18 protein-coding genes and 1 pseudogene are annotated in these 18,546 nt (G+C 46.4%); 10 read left to right on the top strand and 9 right to left on the bottom strand.

Features of this window, described 5'->3' with window-relative positions; genetic code table 11:
- Positions 1 to 124, top strand: a pseudogene (locus RIG66_RS04495) (IS630 family transposase); the annotation flags it as partial.
- 643 nt (positions 125 to 767) lie between these two features.
- On the opposite strand, the gene rdgB reads toward RIG66_RS04495, so the two are convergent.
- The 3 genes from rdgB to RIG66_RS04480 form a co-directional block, all read right to left on the bottom strand.
- Positions 768 to 1,340, bottom strand: coding sequence for an RdgB/HAM1 family non-canonical purine NTP pyrophosphatase (gene rdgB / locus RIG66_RS04490; RefSeq protein WP_446375602.1), 573 nt, complete (start codon positions 1,338 to 1,340; stop codon positions 768 to 770).
- A gap of 361 nt (positions 1,341 to 1,701) precedes the next feature.
- Positions 1,702 to 3,138, bottom strand: a complete 1,437-nt coding sequence (locus tag RIG66_RS04485; RefSeq protein ID WP_446375600.1) for a phosphoglucomutase/phosphomannomutase family protein — start codon at positions 3,136 to 3,138, stop codon at positions 1,702 to 1,704.
- A gap of 289 nt (positions 3,139 to 3,427) precedes the next feature.
- A complete protein-coding gene (locus RIG66_RS04480; RefSeq protein ID WP_446375598.1) occupies positions 3,428 to 3,748 on the bottom strand; it encodes a hypothetical protein in 321 nt (106 codons plus the stop codon).
- Between the two features lie 194 nt (positions 3,749 to 3,942).
- On the opposite strand from RIG66_RS04480, the gene RIG66_RS04475 reads away from it, so the two are divergent.
- From RIG66_RS04475 to acsF, 3 genes are all read left to right on the top strand, one after another.
- Entirely contained in the window at positions 3,943 to 4,122 is a 180-nt protein-coding gene (locus RIG66_RS04475) for a hypothetical protein (protein ID WP_446375596.1), read from the top strand.
- A gap of 129 nt (positions 4,123 to 4,251) precedes the next feature.
- Positions 4,252 to 5,085 carry a photosystem II manganese-stabilizing polypeptide gene (gene psbO / locus RIG66_RS04470; RefSeq protein ID WP_446375594.1) on the top strand — a complete coding sequence of 278 codons (834 nt, stop codon included), beginning with the start codon at positions 4,252 to 4,254 and terminating at the stop codon, positions 5,083 to 5,085.
- A 331-nt stretch (positions 5,086 to 5,416) separates the two neighbouring features.
- A complete protein-coding gene (gene acsF, locus RIG66_RS04465; RefSeq protein ID WP_446375592.1) occupies positions 5,417 to 6,493 on the top strand; it encodes a magnesium-protoporphyrin IX monomethyl ester (oxidative) cyclase in 1,077 nt (358 codons plus the stop codon).
- 317 nt (positions 6,494 to 6,810) lie between these two features.
- Here acsF and RIG66_RS04460 read toward each other — a convergent pair whose 3' ends face one another.
- Together RIG66_RS04460 and RIG66_RS04455 are read right to left on the bottom strand one after the other, a co-directional pair.
- The gene (locus RIG66_RS04460) at positions 6,811 to 7,014 is read right to left on the bottom strand and encodes a hypothetical protein (protein ID WP_446375590.1); all 204 of its coding nucleotides are present in this window, start codon (positions 7,012 to 7,014) and stop codon (positions 6,811 to 6,813) included.
- 80 nt (positions 7,015 to 7,094) lie between these two features.
- Positions 7,095 to 7,943, bottom strand: coding sequence for a lysophospholipid acyltransferase family protein (locus RIG66_RS04455; protein ID WP_446375588.1), 849 nt, complete (start codon positions 7,941 to 7,943; stop codon positions 7,095 to 7,097).
- 641 nt (positions 7,944 to 8,584) lie between these two features.
- Here RIG66_RS04455 and RIG66_RS04450 point away from each other — a divergent pair.
- Positions 8,585 to 9,391 (top strand): pentapeptide repeat-containing protein, encoded by an 807-nt coding sequence (locus RIG66_RS04450; RefSeq protein WP_446375586.1) that lies wholly within the window; start codon positions 8,585 to 8,587, stop codon positions 9,389 to 9,391.
- Between the two features lie 131 nt (positions 9,392 to 9,522).
- Here RIG66_RS04450 and RIG66_RS04445 read toward each other — a convergent pair whose 3' ends face one another.
- A complete protein-coding gene (locus tag RIG66_RS04445) occupies positions 9,523 to 9,951 on the bottom strand; it encodes an FKBP-type peptidyl-prolyl cis-trans isomerase (RefSeq protein ID WP_006098302.1) in 429 nt (142 codons plus the stop codon).
- Positions 9,952 to 10,132: 181 nt separating this feature from the next.
- Positions 10,133 to 10,543 (bottom strand): hypothetical protein, encoded by a 411-nt coding sequence (locus RIG66_RS04440; protein ID WP_446375584.1) that lies wholly within the window; start codon positions 10,541 to 10,543, stop codon positions 10,133 to 10,135.
- Between the two features lie 271 nt (positions 10,544 to 10,814).
- On the opposite strand from RIG66_RS04440, the gene RIG66_RS04435 reads away from it, so the two are divergent.
- The 3 genes from RIG66_RS04435 to RIG66_RS04425 all read left to right on the top strand — a co-directional run bounded on the left by RIG66_RS04435 (position 10,815) and on the right by RIG66_RS04425 (position 15,638).
- Positions 10,815 to 11,624 carry a DUF1350 family protein gene (locus RIG66_RS04435; RefSeq protein WP_446375582.1) on the top strand — a complete coding sequence of 270 codons (810 nt, stop codon included), beginning with the start codon at positions 10,815 to 10,817 and terminating at the stop codon, positions 11,622 to 11,624.
- 181 nt (positions 11,625 to 11,805) lie between these two features.
- Positions 11,806 to 14,112 carry a cation:proton antiporter domain-containing protein gene (locus RIG66_RS04430; RefSeq protein ID WP_446375580.1) on the top strand — a complete coding sequence of 769 codons (2,307 nt, stop codon included), beginning with the start codon at positions 11,806 to 11,808 and terminating at the stop codon, positions 14,110 to 14,112.
- 131 nt (positions 14,113 to 14,243) lie between these two features.
- Positions 14,244 to 15,638 carry an RNA-guided endonuclease InsQ/TnpB family protein gene (locus RIG66_RS04425; protein ID WP_446375578.1) on the top strand — a complete coding sequence of 465 codons (1,395 nt, stop codon included), beginning with the start codon at positions 14,244 to 14,246 and terminating at the stop codon, positions 15,636 to 15,638.
- 7 nt (positions 15,639 to 15,645) lie between these two features.
- Here the strand turns inward: RIG66_RS04425 and RIG66_RS04420 are convergent, their stop codons facing one another.
- Positions 15,646 to 15,990, bottom strand: a complete 345-nt coding sequence (locus RIG66_RS04420; protein ID WP_446375576.1) for an Hfq-related RNA-binding protein — start codon at positions 15,988 to 15,990, stop codon at positions 15,646 to 15,648.
- Between the two features lie 27 nt (positions 15,991 to 16,017).
- Between RIG66_RS04420 and dapF the strand changes: the two genes are divergently transcribed.
- The gene (dapF, locus tag RIG66_RS04415) at positions 16,018 to 16,857 is read left to right on the top strand and encodes a diaminopimelate epimerase (protein WP_446375574.1); all 840 of its coding nucleotides are present in this window, start codon (positions 16,018 to 16,020) and stop codon (positions 16,855 to 16,857) included.
- Between the two features lie 95 nt (positions 16,858 to 16,952).
- On the opposite strand, the gene RIG66_RS04410 is transcribed toward dapF, so the two are convergent.
- The gene (locus tag RIG66_RS04410; RefSeq protein WP_446375572.1) at positions 16,953 to 17,132 is read right to left on the bottom strand and encodes a hypothetical protein; all 180 of its coding nucleotides are present in this window, start codon (positions 17,130 to 17,132) and stop codon (positions 16,953 to 16,955) included.
- A gap of 44 nt (positions 17,133 to 17,176) precedes the next feature.
- Here RIG66_RS04410 and dusB point away from each other — a divergent pair, with 44 nt between their 5' ends.
- Positions 17,177 to 18,181 (top strand): tRNA dihydrouridine synthase DusB, encoded by a 1,005-nt coding sequence (gene dusB, locus RIG66_RS04405; protein WP_446375570.1) that lies wholly within the window; start codon positions 17,177 to 17,179, stop codon positions 18,179 to 18,181.
- Positions 18,182 to 18,546 lie beyond the last annotated feature (365 nt).

Below are 18,546 nucleotides of genomic sequence, written 5' to 3'. Positions count from 1 at the left end.
TCGGCTTTTTGAATCCATTGAAGAGTTAGAATCTTTGTTGCATCAACTTTTAAATGAAGACAAGCTAGTTATTAACTGGGGGCGCAAACTGAAAAATAAGGGTAATGCTCTTATCACAGTTTAAATGCATGACAGCTTAGTCTGCCAAAGAATCCTTGATGTGTACCTTTTTGGGCTGAAGCCTCAAGGAGTTGTTGAAACGGGCTCATCCCGTGATGTTGCGGCATATTTTTTTAAGTACTAGACACTCAATTGTCTCGAGGCGAAGAGAGTTCAACCTCTTCAGAAACACTGTTTAATACACTCTCCAGAAAGACTGTGTAAGATAAGGAGTGCATTCTAAGCTATTCAGCTTTTAAATTGTCTTTCAATAACGGCTAAATCATTGTGCAAATAAGCTTTTCGCCGCCTGTTCCGAAATGACACCTATGCAGGGCGCGTTAAAAATCGCGCAAGGCTGCACAGTACGGTTGTGTCCATTGTTTCGCTGGGGAACTCCAGATTAAACCAGCCGAGTCAGAAACATCATACTTAGGGAGAATGTCTTGAACTCCAGTTGATGTTATGTGGGGATTATTGCACACATCGGTTCATGTAACACAACTACTAGATTTTTTTGTGATAAAACTTTACAATTAAGGGTTCAAAAAATCGGTTTTTTCGTTTTGAGTAGGCTAAAACAACAATAAATAATAATTAATTAAAAGTTAAGGAAAATATTGTGCTGTATTAGTCGCTCTGGATGAAAAGGTTCACAACTCATAAATTCATAAGAGTTGGTTGAATTGGGAAAGGAGTAATTCTAAGGCTTTGCCACGATGACTGTAGCATTGCTTTTGTTTACGACTCATTTGGGCAAAGGTTAACCCCTGTTCTGGCAGATAAAAAATTGGATCGTAACCAAAGCCACCTGTACCCAGGGGAGCCTTGAGAATTTCACCTCGGCACACGCCCTCCACTTCTAAGGCGATTGTGCCATTAGGACGGGCGATCGCGATCGCACAAACAAACTGCGCCCCCCGATTGGATGTATTCCCTAATTCAGACAGCAACCGCTCAATCCGTTCTGTATCGGTTTTCCCGTAGCGTGCAGAATAAATCCCCGGCGCTCCATTTAAAGCATCCACTTGTAAACCAGAATCATCGGCGATTGACCATTCACCCGTGGCTTGGGCGACACCTAACGCCTTGAGACGAGCATTTGCTGCAAAGGTATCGCCTGTTTCTTCAATCTCGATTTCCGGTGGCTTAAGCTGCAATTCCCAAGGCAAATCACCCAGATATGCCTGCATCTCGCGTAATTTACCTGGATTTCCAGTGGCAACAATTAGGTTGGTCATTTGTCATTTGTCATTCGTCATTCGTCATATAATGTCCGGCAAATCACCCTGAATAAAAAAGCCCGAAACCCTTGCGGTTACAGCATTGCTATTATGGGCAATTCACCGGAATTGATATCATTCGTCATTTGTCATTTAGTCGGGGCGGGTTTAGTTACATCTGGGTGTAACCGAAAAGATAGTTGTGAAACCCGCCCCTACACAATTCTTACAGGTGTAGGTTTTTTATTTTAGGGTGGGGACAAGACAAGGAGGACAAGGAAGGAAAGTAGACAAGGGAGAAAAACCTCCCCATCTGACACACCGAGCGAAGTCGAGGTGTTCCCTATCTCCCCCATCTCCCCTATCTCCCCTATCTTCCTCATCCCTGATTTCTATTTGCCCAATCTTTTGCCCAACTGAGAGTTTGACGAACTTGCTCTGGAGTCGAAGCTTCACAGTAAAGGCGTAAAACGGGTTCGGTACCACTAAATCGAATCAGTAGCCAGCTACCATCAGCTAAGCGGAATTTATACCCATCAATGGTTAAACAATCAACAACGGCTTGACCATTAATCTCAGTGGGGGGTTGGGTTTGCAGTTGGTTGAGTAGACGCGATCGCTCATCCATTCCCGCTAGATGTAAATCAATGCGGTCATAAACTGAGGTATAGCCAACTTGCTCTTGTAAGCGTTGGTAAAGTTGGCTTAAATCCATACCCGATTCCGCGATCGCTTCCAACAGATATAGGGCAGAGAGTAAGGCATCACGTTCTGGGATATGTGTCCCATACCCAATTCCACCGGATTCTTCACCTCCCAGCAAGACTTGGGTAGAAACCATGCGATCGGCAATATATTTGTACCCAATGGGGGTTTCGTGGAGGGGCAATTGATAAAGTTGGGCAATTTGGGGAATTAAATCCGAACCACTAATCGTTTTTACCACTTCCCCTGTCTCTTGCCGTCGGGATGCTAAATGTTCAATCAGAATCGGGATTAGAATTTGAGAACTGAGGAAATTACCTTGTCCATCCACTGCCGCAATGCGATCGCTATCTCCGTCAAAGACTAATCCTACCCGTAAAGCTGCCTCTGCTTGTCGTCGGTGGGTACGGATTTGGCGAAAGAGTTGAGACAGATAACGGGGCAAAGGTTCCGGCGCACCGCCACCAAATAAGGGATCACGGGAGCTATTGAGTTCCTGAATCGGTACATTTAAAATTTTGCTCAAGCCCCCTGCGGCTGCGCCATGCATGACATCGGCAAAGACAGTCAATTTACCTTGGCTAATCAGGTTCTGAATACTAGCCAAATTTATTTTTGAGCGCAGCGCATCACAATAACTTGACCAAGGATCAAAGGATTGGATTTTACCTGGCGTTGGCGCTGAGGCTGGGGGTTGAGCGAGTGTGGCTTCAATTTTTTGGGTAATTTCTGGCGGAACTGATCCCCCAAATGCCCCCTTCACTTTTAGTCCCAGATAACTGGCTGGATTATGGCTAGCCGTTAGAACCAAAGCACCTAGTGCATTCTGGTTATTTGCTGCCCAGCTAAATGCCGGGGTGGGCGCGTAACTTTCAGAAAGCAACACATCAAATCCCAAGGATTGGACAACCTCCGCCGTCTTTTTGGCAAAGGTTTCCGCCATAAAGCGCCGATCATAACCAACAACCACAGTACGGCTACCGCTGGTTTTGCCGTAACACTCAGCCAGGATTTGAGTGGCGGCTGTCGCGACTAACGCCACACGCTCAAACGTAAAATCGGCGGCGATCACACCTCGCCAGCCGTCTGTACCAAACTTAATTTCATTCATAGTCCCTGCTCAAAAATAAGAATAAGATAATAAAGTGCTAAGACTGACGGCTGGATCTTAGCACCTGTTGCCCCAACTGTCTTGTTGGCGCAACATCGTTTAACCTAATCTCCAAGACGTTTCCCGCCATAATCTCGCTCCGCAAGCGGTGAGATGAATTGGCAGAGGGAGAAAACTTGTTTTCATCTCATTAGCCAAGCATTCTAAGTTGTTATAGACGATCCTAACTTTACCCTGCCTGAGCCAACGTCTGGCGCGGCTAGCTTGGGTTGGCAAGCGCTAGCTCGCGTTAGGGTTGTTGAATCTCAGAGATTGCCGCTTCCGGGAAATTTGTCAGCAGCGATCGCAGCTTCATCCGCGCCACATAAGGCCAACCCCCTAATTCTTCAATATCTTTGAGCAGCGCATACAGGGTTTGTCGATTGTCGGGTAACGAGTCTTGAAATAGACCATCTCGGATCTCGCGGTGCGCCTCTTCCAGCGTCCGCAGCAGAGCCAGCAGTGTTAATGTATCCCCTTTATGCCTATCGGCTAACGCCCAAATCTCCGTCCTTAGAGCTTGTAATTTGACCTGTAGCTCCTGAGCATCTAACTCATCACTAAAATTCATCCTACCCCTGTCAATCTTTGTTGTTTCTTGCCACCTGCTTGATTGAAAGCGTAAAAGTGTCGCTTCCCGTGTACAATGCTAGAGAAAAGCTAAGGTTCACGCCTTCGGCATCTTGTAGGGAACAAGGCTTTAGTAAGCCACCGTTCGATCTACTCAGCGATTACCGATAACCAGCGTGTGACCAAAACTATACCATGGTGTCAACGACCGCACACCTAATCGCAGGATCAGGTGTAGGCTCTTCAAAGCCTGTTGACCATGGGAGTAATCCCAGTGCGGCAATTTCGTCGGGCGTTGCCCACCTGCTTCGCTATCGGACGCTGACCCTCCGGGTTCTCCTCGTCCGCCCCTTTGCCGCATTTAAGGTGGAGTGAATTTAGGGTAACTTTCGTTGATATGGTAAGGATAGTTGCGGTTTTATTTGTATAAACCACAGCCTGATTCACTAGCTAATCACCATAAAAAAAATTTCTTGTTTTAGAGATTGACGATTGAGGTTGACCATGAGGTATCGCGCATTGATTGTTGCCTTTTTGGCATTGTGTCTGGGGGTGTTAACGGCTTGTTCAGAAGCAACAGCGACTAGTCCTGATCAATTGACCTACGACCAGATTAGAAATACAGGATTAGCGAATTTATGTCCCCAGCTTTCGGAAACAACTCGTGGTTCTATTCCCATTGAGTCTGATAAGTCCTATCGAATTGTCGAGCTGTGTCTACAGCCAACCAGCTTCTTTGTCAAGGAAGAACCTGCAAATAAGCGTAGAGAGGCAGAATATATCCCAGGTAAGTTATTGACCCGGTCTACCTCTAGCCTAGATCAAGTTGAAGGTTCCTTGAATCCTGGAGAAAATGGCAGCCTTATCTTTACTGAAGAGGATGGCATTGACTTTCAAGCGATTACAGTACAGCTACCTGGAGGCGAACAAGTTCCCTTCATGTTCACAATTAAAAGTTTGGTTGCCACAAGTCAGCCAAACATGACGAGCGTGAATACGTCTACTGACTTTGAAGGGGAATTTAAAGTTCCGTCTTATCGGGGTGCTGTGTTCCTCGATCCCAAAGGTCGTGGTGTAGCATCTGGTTATGATAATGCGATCGCGCTGCCTTCCAAAGCGGATGAAGAGGAATTCGTTCGCGCTAACGTTAAGCGCGTAGAGACCCGATCCGGTGAGATGTCTCTACAGGTTTCTAAGGTGGATAGCTTCACCGGAGAAATTGCTGGTACCTTTGAGAGCGAACAGACGGCTGATACTGACCTGGGTGCCGAAGAAGAACCTGAAGAAGTCTTGATTCGGGGAATCTTTTACGGTCGCGTTGAAGCTGAAGAAGCTTAACGGCTTAGGACTTCGGTACTAAACCGTCTTTGATTTAATTAATTAGGGGCATGGCGATAGTCATGTCCCTTTTGACAAAAGTCGAACTGTTGTAGAGACGTTGCAGGCAACGTCTTTACCAAATGATGCTCTACCTTACCTGTTCCCTGACAAACATGAAGAAAGGTTAAGCAAATTTACAAATTTTAACCTTAACTGGATTTTGCACTCACCCAAGACCTTGGTAGACTCAATATGCAGCTCTAAAAAATCGGCGCGGGTCGAGTCACCCCCCAATTGCCATATTCTCAAGTCCAAAATCGTAAGTAAGAGATAACGAGTACAACCAACTATGGTAGATACCCTTAAAAAACCTAGCTTTGAAGAAATCAGACCTGGCGTTAAATCCCCGGCGAAGGAGACCATTCTGACGCCTCGGTTCTACACGACAGACTTTGAAGCGATGGCGCAGATGGACATCTCGCCGAATGAGGATGAGCTATTGGCGATTCTAGAAGAGTTCCGTGCGGACTACAATCGCCACCACTTCGTCCGGGACGCTGAGTTTGAGCAGTCTTGGGAGCATATCGACGGTGAAACCCGCCGCTTGTTTGTGGAATTTCTGGAGCGTTCCTGTACAGCAGAATTCTCTGGATTTTTACTTTATAAGGAATTGGGTCGTCGGATCAAAGATAAAAGTCCGGTGCTGGCAGAGTGTTTCACCCTGATGTCTCGTGATGAAGCACGTCATGCTGGTTTTCTGAACAAGGCGATGTCAGATTTCAATCTGGCATTGGATTTGGGATTTTTGACCAAGAATAAGAAGTACACCTTCTTCCAGCCAAAGTTTATCTTCTACGCCACCTATTTGTCGGAGAAGATTGGCTACTGGCGGTATATCACCATTTATCGCCATCTTGAAGCTCATCCTGAAGACCGCATTTACCCCATCTTCCGGTTCTTTGAAAACTGGTGTCAGGACGAAAATCGTCATGGGGATTTCTTTGATGCGATCATGAAAGCCCAGCCGCAAATGTTAAATGATTGGCAGGCGAAGTTATGGTCTCGCTTCTTCTTGCTCTCAGTATTTGTGACAATGTATCTAAATGACATCCAACGGTCTGGTTTCTATCAGTCGATTGGTTTAGATGCCCGCGAGTATGATAAGCATGTGATTCAGAAGACCAACGAAACGGCGGCGCGGGTATTTCCAGTGATTTTAGATGTGGAACATCCTAAGTTCTACGAACGTCTAGAAGTCTGTATTGGCAATAACGAAAAGTTGACGGAAATTGCTAACTCCAACAGTCCAAAGTTCGTGCAATTTTTCAAGAAGCTGCCCTACTATGTCTCTAATGGCTGGCAGTTCCTGAGACTCTACCTGATGAAGCCCATGGAAGTTGCTTCTCAACAGGGCGTCGTTCGTTAAATAACTCCGTTCCAGACAGCATGGTATGATGGCGCGTCTGGAACGACCTCAAATTTGTCTCCGCTAAATTTAGTGACATCTTCCCTCGCTGACATCTTTATGATAGATAGCGAGGGTTTTTCCTATAATAGCGACTTTTGAATTTTAATCTGTGAATAAACAAGACTTAACGTTGAGTCAATAATATACTAGCTGACGACATCTTCTTCAGTTATTACAGCAGCCCTTGTTAACCCAGTGATAGTATCACTGGGTTTTTTGCCCAGGAGACTTCCCCGACTGTTTTGCCCACCAACTGCGATTAATAAACCAATGCTCTAGACTTTATTGAGCTTCCGTTGTAGGTAAGCGATCGTTTCTCCGACGGCTTCAAGCTTACCTCTCAGTTTCCACACACTTTCACTGTTTTCTCCTCTTGATTCGATGACATTAAGAGTCTGTTGGTATTCGGTTTGACGTTCTAACCAGTAATCTAAATCCTGACGAGAGACGGATGGAGACGGATCGGTAGAATTACTCAAGGTACTATCCTCAACTCAATACAAGTCAATTCTTACAATATCTCCTTTTTCACAAATCCCTGCTATTCTCATCAGCCAGATCAACTTCTACTCGCCACCTTGACTAAACCATCAAGTTCCCATTGCATCTGAGTACAGACTTTTTCATAGCAAGCATTGACATATTCGCGATCGCTAGCTGCATCCCGACCATACCATTCAAAAACAATCGGCGCACAAATACGAGTGTAAATTTGGACAGGTAAGGGAATATTGGGTAAAGGTCCAATCGCTAATCCCCAGGGTAAACCTAAGTAGATGGGAAACACTTCCGGATCAAGACCAAATAACCACGGGAAAAGTCCCCAATCGTGCAATTGTCGAATCTGGTCGTAAAAATCAGCCAAAACAATCAATGTATCATGAGCGCCATGGGAAATAACGGGTATAATCGGCACACCTTCTCGTAGTGCCAGCTTAATAAACCCTTGACGCCCCGCTAAATGGATTTTATTCCGCATGGTATGGGGACGAAAGACATCCTGCGCCCCCCCAGGGTAGACGAGGACACTAGCACCTCGACGCAAAGCCGCGATCGCCATTTTTGGATGAGTCCTGATTGCCCCCGTCTTAGCTGCTAGTCGTGCCGTGTTTGGGTCAATTTTCCAGCCATTGGGGTGCATCAAACCATAAACCGGACGTTCGGTACCAAAACGCCGAAACCAGTCATACATGACCATGATCATATCCGGTGCGACGAGTCCGCCATTGTGAGACCCCACAAATAAGGCGTTATCCTGATCGGGAATGTGATGCCAGCCATCGGTTTTCACCCGAAAGTAGTAGTGGTAAAACCATCCCCATAAGGGCATGAAAGATTGGATGGTTTGGGGATCACGTTCATCGAGTGACCACCCGGGTTGGTCGTTTGGGATTGAGTTACCATTCATGAACGAAACAAAATGTTGGGTTGGGCGGATTCTGACCAAAAGCAGAAGAGTATAAGCTTACTCACGGGATCTGGAAAACATCTCTCCAAACCTCTCTCCTGCTCGGAGTATAAGAGGCACAACCTGAGTGACTTTCTTCGAGAAACAGGATGACTTGCATCCTTAATAAATATTAACGGAACTCAATGCATAAGGCTCTACTTGCGGTATTCTCAGTCGAATGGTAAGGCTTTTTTAGTTTCCCCTACCGTGGCATAGTCCGAAATCAAGGACTGTGATCGCCTGGTGAACACCTTGCCACCATGCCACCATGGCAACAGCTATAAAATCCCCCCAAAAAAAACCCCTAGGTGAGCCTCGAAGACACCACTAGGGGATTCCCAAACAACCTAAACACTAAACAGGAGAATAACGACCACGTTGGAATGCGTTTAAGCTCCCTTACTTACCTAGTTTGCACCCCCGAACGGCTTTTTATGTTTAGCTATGATGAAAAGCGTGTAAAGATTTGATGAATTTTTGCCTGATTGAGTAACTCATAGCATATTTAGCTCTAGTGGGGGTGAGGGGTGAAACCCATCACGATGCTTAGGGAAATCCTTGGGAAATTTATAGTACAACTCCAGTTTTCCCCGAACATTATGGATACTAACGAACTCCTGCGGCGTTATCTCGGCAGGGAACGGAATTTTCAGGGTGCTAATCTCAGGAAGATCAATCTCATGGGTGCTGATCTTAACGGTGCTGACTTGATTGGTGCTGATTTGAGTGGTGCTGATCTCAGGGGTACTCAATTGATTGACGCCGATTTAAGCAACACGGATCTCAGCCGAGTCAACCTCAGTGGCGCTAATCTGAAACAGGCTAACTTAAGCGGTGTCAATTTAAATGCAGCTAACCTGAGCCGCACTTTCTTGATGCATGCCGATCTCAGAGGCGCGACTTTGATTGAGGCGAATCTCATGGATGCTGACTTAGCAGATGTTAATCTCAGCCGGGTTAATCTCACTCAAGTTAATCTCAGCCGAGCTAACTTAAGTAGTGCGAACTTATTTGGAGCCATCCTAAAGGAAGCCATTATGGTGGGTGCTGATCTGAGTGGTGCTTTTTTAATTGGTGCTGACTTAAGCGATACCAACTTAAGTGGCGCTAATCTCAGCGGTGCTGATTTGAGAGGAAGCAATCTCAGTCGGGTTAACCTCAGTGGTGCTGATCTGTTTGGTGTTAATCTGAGTGGTGCTAATCTGACTCAGGCTACTTTGAATCGGGCGAACTTAAGCTATAGCAATCTGAGTAATACCAATCTCACGGAAGTTGATCTGAAGATTACCGACGTAGAGAACGCTCGATTTGGAGAGAATGAGGGACTCTCTGAAACCAACCAGCTTGATTTGCAGCGACGTGGGGCAATCTGGGAAATGACGAGTTTTAGTGTGGGGGGAATGTAGGGTTCTTAGCGGATGTTGATGAAAATAGCGACTTACCTACCTATTAGCAGAAAGAGAGAGTGCCGCATCAGTTGTGCTGATCAATTTCCAAGGCACTCTCTCCTCCCTCTCTTGTTTGAGACAATCCTGGATCAAGAAATGTCCACTAACTCAATATCAAAGGTTAAGTCTTGTCCTGCTAGAGGATGATTGGCATCTAATCTCACATTCGAGTCGGTGACATCGGTAATCACCACGGGAATAACTCGCCCGTTAGGTTGTTGAATTTGTAATTGCTGACCGATTTCGGGATTCAAGTCTGGGGGCATTTTGTCTCGTGTCACCTCCAGTACCATTTCTGAGCGATGGGGACCGTAAGCTTTATCCATGGGAATCATTTCGGTTTTGGAATCCCCAGGTGTCATACCCACAACGGCTTGCTCGAAACCTGGAATGACCTGTCCAGCATCAATGGTGAATTCTATCGGTTCGCGACTCAGGGAAGAATCAAAAACCGTACCGTCCTTTAATTTACCGGTGTAGTGAATTTTGACGGTATCACCCACTTTCGCTTGTGCCATATTTATTTTCCTTGGAGTTGGTCAACACCTCTAGGGTATCAACTCGCGCAAATTTTGCATTATTTCTCTAGTGCGATTAACCGATCATAACTTTAAGGAAACTGTGGGGTGAGCAAGGCTGAGGAACCGAGTTAATCAGTCTATCGCTCTTGCCCACCTTACGAACATTAAGCCAGTTGAATTAGCTTACGGAGGTCAGATCCTGCTCAGACTTCTCGGCTTCAGGAGTTGAAGCGGCTAACGCTTCTGGAGGAACAGGGATAGCCAAGTTATAGGGTTCAAAGACTTCTGATGAGGGTGTCTCTGTGATAATCGCTTCAGTGGGTTGGTTATGATCGGCTTTGAATTTTTTCACAGCGACCAACCCTCCGGCTACGGCGGCGATACCAACACCAGCAATGCCAAATTTTTTGTAGAAGTTGATTTTATCGCCAACGAGACTAGGAGATTCTCCAGAAGCATTTTGGGAAATACCCTTTTTGCCAAACCCACAAGGGAGGGCTTGAGTGGGGCTAATCGTTGCCAGAAATAGGCTACCTGTAACGGTTACGGTAGACAGGAGACTTGTTAAAAGCAGTTTGGATTTAATCATGATGATTGCTAAGGGATATGCCTAATCAGAGACAAAAAGCTTATCTAACAGTGTACAGACCTGAGCCAATTATGGAATTATTATCCGATAGCAATTTCTCATTAAATATATAAATTAAACTCGATGATATCGCTGAGATTCTTGGCAACGCTGTCCAATGACACGTTAGAACGCAACGAGGTATAGGTATTCAACCGGACATGATGTAGACAGCGCCACCTAGCCAGGAGTACGTCACAATATAAAAATATAAGAACTTCCCTCTCTTCCTATGGACTGGCAAGAACTATCTGGTAGCTGGGTTTTAATTCCGTCTCGTCCCGTTGGCATCGTGCATTTTTTGGGTGGGGCATTTATTGCGGCTGCGCCCCAAGTCACCTACCGTTGGCTACTTGAGCAATTAGGGCGTCAGGGTTATTTGGTCGTGGCGACGCCGTTTATCAATACCTTAGATCACGTTGCGATCGCCCGCGAAGTCCTCAACCGTTTTGAGACGACCCTCGATCGCCTCAAAGCCACAAGGCTACTCAGGAAACAGTATTTACCGATCTACGGTGTCGGACATAGCATGGGGTGCAAACTGCATCTGCTGATTGGTAGTCTGTTTTCTGTGGAACGGGCGGGTAATATTTTGATTTCCTTCAACAACTATCCAGCGAAACAAGCGATTCCGTTTCTGGAACAGTTCAATATGCTGGATCAGTTGACGTTCCTCAAGCAGTTGAATATCAAGCCAGCCTTTGATGTTGAATTTACTCCTTCACCTCAAGAAACTAACGACCTGATTGCCCAGCACTATGCCATCCGCCGCAATTTACTGATTAAATTTATCAAGGACGAGATAGACCAAACGGCAATTTTATCCCCTGTGCTGCAACAACGATTTCCGAATATGGTTGTGCTACAAATGCTACCGGGAAATCATCTCACACCGTTGGGACAAGATGTCAATTGGAAAACGGGAGATTCCTTCACGCCATTCGATGCGATCGGTCAGTGGATGAAGCAAGGGGTTTATCGGGATTTAAATCGACTGAAATTAGAGATGATTCGCTGGTTAAATCCTTTGGCGGTGGGGTAAATTGATATTGTCAGAATTACTATAAAAAAACTGTATCAGTCATAAAACATGGCGCGTCTCTACGCTGCCTCTACGCAAGACGAATTAGCACAGAATGTTGCCGGGGTTAACAAATTGTTGGAAATCTTAAGAAAATTTGTATCCTAGAAGGATATAGCACTTTAATTTTGATAACGCACCGGTGCAAGAAGACTTCCGACTGATTATCGACTTCGTATCTGTTCTGGCGTCAGCAGCGGCTGGCGGACTCTTGGCATCCTTATGCCGTCAACCCCCGCTCTTGGGCTATATCGTCGGGGGTATGATTGTGGGTCCGGCGGGTTTGGGTCTAATTAAAGAGGTGATCCAAATTGAAACCCTGGCTCAGTTTGGTGTGGCATTTTTGCTCTTTGCCCTAGGGGTGGAATTTTCCCTGGCGGAACTGAGAAAAGTGCAAAAGATTGCTCTGGGCGGTGGTGGACTCCAAGTGGTACTGACTATTTTAGTTACCACATTAGTCTCTTTGGGCATGGGTTGGGTCATGTCTCCCGTCCAAGGTGTGTTTCTTGGGGCAACTTTGTCGTTGTCATCCACGGCGGTGGTTCTTAAATGCCTGATGGAACGCAATGAAACCGAAACCTCCCACGGGCAAGTCATGCTGGGGATTTTGGTGGTGCAAGATTTGGCATTGGGATTAATGTTAGCAGTACTCCCGGCTTTAGACCAACCCACTGAAGTGATTGGTATAGCCGTGGGACTTGCCCTATTGAAAATTGGTCTATTTGCGGCGGGTGCCATTGCTGTAGGAATATGGTTAATTCCGTCGTTATTACGATTCCTTGCCCGTACTGAAAGCCGAGAGTTATTTTTACTCGGAGTTGTGGGTTTATGTATGGGAATTGCCCTGTTGACAGCACAGTTAGGACTCTCGATTGAAATGGGGGCGTTTGTGGCGGGGTTAATGATTTCCGAGGTGGAATATGCCGATCAAACTCTGACTTATGTGGAACCCTTGCGCGATGTCTTTGCTGCCCTCTTTTTTGCCGCGATTGGGATGCTAATCGATCCGATTTTTCTGTGGACTAACCTGGAATTAATTTTGGGATTGGTTTTACTGGTTTTGGTGGGTAAAGCTTTAATTATAACACCAATTGTCAAAATTTTTGGCTATCCCTTAAAAACAGCAATTCTGGCAGGTTTGGGGTTAGCTCAAATTGGAGAATTCTCGTTTGTGTTAGCCAGTGAAGGGCAAACGTTGGGATTAGTGCCTCGCCCGGTTTATCTGTTAATTTTAGGAACAACAGCGGTGACATTAATTGTTACACCGTTTCTCTTACGATTAACACCCTTGGCATTGAACTGGTTAGAGAATTTTCCGCCCTTAAAACGGTATTTTGAACCGATGGAAACTCCGAAAGCCGTATCACTTAATAGCCAACAGCTAAAAGACCATGTGGTGATTTGTGGGTATGGAAGCAGCGGTAGCAATTTAGTGCGACTGATGCGAGAGCATGATTATCCTATCGTAGTGGTTGAGCAGTCAGAGCAGGTAATTGGGCAATTACGAGATGCGGGAATTCCTTATGTTTACGGCAATGCGGCTAGTTTACACGTTTTGGATAAAGCTGGGGTAGAACGGGCAAAATCCATGGTGATTGTCTTGGCTGACGCTATGAGTAGCCGATTATGCGTGAAGCGATCGCTAGAATTAAACCCCAATTTAGATATCGTCGTGCGGGCGAATAAGGATCGGGAGATCGAACTGCTGTACCAACTGGGGGCGCGAGAGGTGGTGCAACCGGAGTTTGAGGCGTCTTTGGAGTTAGCGACGCATTTGATGTCAGGAATTGGTGTACCCAATTGGGTGATTCAGCAGGAAATGGAAAAAATTCGCAGTTCCCATTATCTGGATTTGCGCCCCGAACAACCTCAGTCTCAAATTGCCCGCGATTTACGGACGGCGGCTGAGATGATGAATAGTAAGTGGTATGATTTGCCAGAGAATTCTCCACTGACAGGTATGACGTTAGAACAAGCCGATATTCGCCGCTTAACCGGGGTTAGCTTGGTGGCTATTCGTCGGGCTGAGGGTGAGGAAATCGATTATCCCGATGCTGGGGTGAGTTTGGAGGAAGGTGATCACCTTTTAGCGGTGGGTGAACCCGATGAACTGTCTGCCTTTAAGAAATTGGCAGAGGGGGAAATGACAAATCCTGCCACCAGCAGTCCCTGTCAATGGGTGTTGGTACCCCAAGAGAGTCCAGCCCACGGGAAAAGCCTGTCCCAACTCCATTGGCGGCGTCAATATGGGATTCAGGTGCAGGCAATCCGTCGAGAAGGGAAGTTTATCCCTTTTCCCGATGGGAATGCCGAAATTCGAGCGCAAGATCACCTGCTATTGTGTGGCGGAAGTTATCCCCTAAATCAATTACAGGAGTGGTTAACGCCCCTGCCTGATAGTAGTATCACCGAGGTTCCGCTTCATCAAACTCTGACGAATGACCAATGACCAATGACGAATGACCAATGACAAATTAGCTTGATCGGCGAGAAGCCTCACGCCATAATCTTTGATTTGGTGTGAGATGAATCGCCTGTGTAGAGTGTGATTTATAATTGAACTTAAGGAGGTGATAAAAATTGAAGCGGAGCCAAGACACATTTAAACTGAACTACCAGTATAGAATTGTGCCGGATAAGCAACAAACTTATCAGCTAAATGAATGGCTGTACAAGTTGTGCCGGATACACAATCTGATGTTGGAAGAACGGTTTAACTGGTGGGAGCGTAATCGCTCACCTGTCAATGCTTGTCCAATTTTCGTAACTTATTTACCAGACCTCAAAGACCCGCCAACCTATTACTCACAGAAACGGGCAACCCATTGGTCAAGGGAATCGAATAAACACCTGTACGAAGGGGTTCATTCCCAGGTAATCCAGGAAGCAATTAAGCGGGTAGAAGATGCGTTTAATCGGTTTATTAAAGGCGATTTAAATGGGAAGCGAAGCGGAAAACCTCGCTTTAAATCAGTGCGGCGATACCGGACAGTTTCTATCCCTCAACTAAAAGCTGATTGCCTGAGTGTTAAGGTTAACCCGCATCGGCGCAAAAACGGCGGTACACGACGGGATATTGCCTATATCAACCTACCCAAGGTGGGTCAGGTAAAACTAATCTACCATCGCCCAATCCCAGAAGGATTCACGCTTAAGGCGGCGCTAGTTTCCCACAAAGCAGATGGTTGGTATACTTGCTTAACCCTAGAGGATAAATCCATCCCCTTGTTTAAGCCATCAGAGATAGAAGCAACAGAAGAGAACTCCATTGGATTGGACGTTGGTTTGGAGAAATTCTGGACGGCATCGGATGGGGAAATTGAGCCTATTCAACAACATTACCGTCAGTCCGAGGCGAAGTTGGCAAGGTTGGCTAACCGCAAAGATGGGAAGCCGCATAAGTCGGCATCACGACGAAAGCTGGCGAAAAAAATATCGAAGCATCACCAAAAGTTACAGCGGAAGCGAAAGCAATTTCATTATGAATCGGCGACTCGACTGGTGAGCCGGGATGAGAAGGTGTTCTTTGTCGAAGACATCAAGCCAGGGAACTTGTCCCGAAAAAACAAGCTAAAACAGGACAAAGATGGGAAATGTTTACCAAACGGACAAAGCGCTAAGTCAGGTTTAAACAAATCAATCAATGACGCTGGCTGGGGTCAATTCCTTTCAATTCTCAATTACAAAGCTGCGAAAGCTGGTAAATTGGTGGTGAAAGTAAAGCCTTATAACACAAGCCAGGTATGCTCTTGTTGTAATCGCGTTGAACAAAAAGATTTATCAGTACGAATTCACCACTGTTTATGTGGGTTTGTGCTTGACAGAGATTGGAATGCTGCGATTAACATCAAGAAAGTGGGGCTGGGCATATTCCCCACTATAAAACGCCGGAAGCGTCGTTTTAGCCCTGAGCGAAGTCGAAGGGCTAAAACGGCGACAAAGGAAGCCTACACTGTACCCCTAGGGTCGGTGTAGGAGAATGTCACGCAAATTCAAAGGGATTATCTGCACTCTCCTCTGTTTCTGAACTTTCTACCGTTTCATAACTCTCGGCTGTTTCAGAATTCGCCACGGCAGATTCTTGGCGTACTTGGAGGGATCGATTCATGCCACCGCCTCCCTTGGGCTTGATATAGGCGATCGCATGATACCAAATAATAATCGGCTGCTCCTGTTCATCTAGAATACATAAGCAGGATGTGTCTTGCCAGCGCACTCTGCCTGTAAAGATTTCATTGGTGATGAGTTTCAGTTCAACCTCTTGGGCTTCTCGAATCAAGCTTTGTAGTTGACGAACACTGGGTAGATTGGTGGCCAATTCACTCATAATTAGATGGTTAAGCGGGAGACAATAATGGAATTTGAATTTACAAAGTACCACGGTTTGGGGAATGACTTCATTCTGATTGATAATCGGTCAAAGCCAGACCCGCTAATCACTTCAGAGCAAGCCGTGCAATGGTGCGATCGCAACTTTGGCATCGGCGCTGATGGGGTGATTTTTGCCCTACCAGGACTTGAGGGTACTGACTATAGTATGCGGATTTTTAACGCGGATGGCTCGGAACCGGAAATGTGTGGCAATGGGATTCGCTGTTTGGCGCAGTTTTTAGGGGATTTACAGGGAGTCAAGAATTCAAGGGAGTATCGGATTCATACCTTAGCTGGGGTGATTACACCGAAACTGGAAGGCAATGGCAAAGTTAGGGTGAATATGAGTATGCCTCAGCTTTTAGCCTCTCAAATCCCGACAACTTTAGTTCAAGGGGATCAAAAGGTGATTGATGTTCCCTTAGAGGTGGGCGGGAAGAGTTGGCAGGTTACTTGTGTGAGCATGGGCAATCCTCACTGTATCACCTATGTAGAAGACGTGAGTGCTATTCCCCTAGAACTCATTGGTCCTCAGTTCGAGCATCATTCCGTCTTCCCCAAACGAACCAATACCGAATTTATTCAAGTGGTGCGCCCCGATTATATCAAAATGCGGGTATGGGAACGGGGGGCTGGAGCTACTTTAGCTTGTGGTACGGGGGCTTGTGCGTCGGTGGTTGCTGGGGTATTGACGGGAAAATGCGATCGCACCTGCACCGTGGAACTTCCTGGGGGATGTTTGGAGATTGAATGGTCAGAGGTTGATCAACGAATTTACATGACTGGACCGGCGCAGCGAGTGTTTACTGGTAGGATTGAATGATTGCGATCGCTTAACGGAACAAGTTAGCTCAGCTGAGTGGGGCGAGTCGAGACAATGAATGCCTTTGCCCTTAAGGATAGTTCCGCGACTCACCCCTACTGGCATGGCACAGCTAAAATGGTGGGATAGGTTGTAGGTTGGGTTTCGACTTCGTTCAACCCAACCGAATCTAGGGCTAAGGTTCTCTTACTACAAGCCGGAGCGATCGCGTAACCCAACAGGTTAACCTGGAGTTGGGGGGAGATATATAAGCGTTGATCGGCGCTAAAGCGCAACTACAAGCGCAACTACAAGCGCAATCACAAGCGCAATCACAAGTATGACTGTTTTTTGCTCTCAGTTACAGCAGCGATTAGCAACTCCTCTGAAAATTGGTTCGTTTGAAGTTAAGAGTCGCGTTCTCCAGTCTCCTCTGTCTGGCGTCACGGATTTGGTATTCCGTCGCCTGGTGCGCCGCTATGCGCCAGAGTCGATGATGTATACGGAGATGGTTCATGCAGCCGGATTGCATCATGTCCAGGGTTTATCCAAAATCATGGATGTTGATCCGAATGAAAAGCCGATTAGTATCCAGTTATTTGACTGTCGCCCTGATTTCCTGGGGGAAGCCGCCCAGAAAGCTGTAGCGGAAGGTGCGGATACGGTGGATATTAATATGGGATGTCCGGTGAATAAAATTACCAAAAAGGGAGGGGGTTCGTCGTTACTGCGAGAACCGGAAACGGCGGAGGCGATTGTCCGGGCGGTGGTGGAGGCGGTGTCTGTTCCGGTTACGGTGAAGACGCGGATTGGTTGGAGTAATGATGAGATTAATATTCTCGATTTTGCCAAGCGGATGGAGGATGCGGGGGCGCAAATGCTAACGTTGCACGCCCGTACCCGCGCCCAAGGGTATAAGGGTGAGGCAAAGTGGGAGTGGATTGGTAAGGTTAAGCAGATTCTGTCTATTCCCGTTATTGCTAATGGAGATATTTTCTCGGTAGAGTCAGCGCTCAAATGCTTGGAACAGACGGGGGCGGATGGGGTGATGTGTTCGCGAGGAACGTTGGGGTATCCGTTTTTGGTGGGAGAAATTGACCATTTCCTGAAAACGGGGAAACAGTTAGCACCACCGACTCCAGTAGAACGGTTAACCTGTGCCAAGGAACACTTACAAGCTTTATGGGAGTATAAAGGCGATCGCGGCGTTCAGCAAGCCAGAAAACATTTGGCGTGGTATACTAAGGGTTTTGTTGGAGCCAGCGACTTGCGAGATCAGCTGAGTCGCATTGAAACGGTGGAACAGGGGGTGACGTTGATTGACACTGCGATCGCGAAGTTGTAATCTGGGCATGATGGCAAGCCAAGTTCAGTCCTGTCTCACCGGATAAGGGGACAGGCTTGTTCCCTTAGAAATTAATCGCTACTATGGCAACAGTCGTTAAAATATTTCAGATAAATGTGTCCAACGATGCCATTGATGGGCAGATAAAGTAATGCAAAACCAAACGTAAAATAGAGATGTATCGGTAGGGTTAACTAACAGTCGGTAAATATCTAGACAATTACTGACATAACTAGACATTTTCTCGGATATAATCAGACAATGTCTAGTTTACCCTCCAACAAGCAGCTACTCGACTTTGTTTGTGTGACGGTCTTGCACGTTGCACCGATGGGAACTCAACGGCTAGCATACAAGCTTCTAGG

Source organism: Coleofasciculus sp. E2-BRE-01, from assembly GCF_040221695.1.
In the GTDB taxonomy this organism is placed as follows: Bacteria; Cyanobacteriota; Cyanobacteriia; order Cyanobacteriales; family Coleofasciculaceae; genus Coleofasciculus.
The sequence above is the reverse complement of the archived record's forward strand: the minus strand, read 5'-3'. Positions and strand labels throughout refer to the sequence as shown.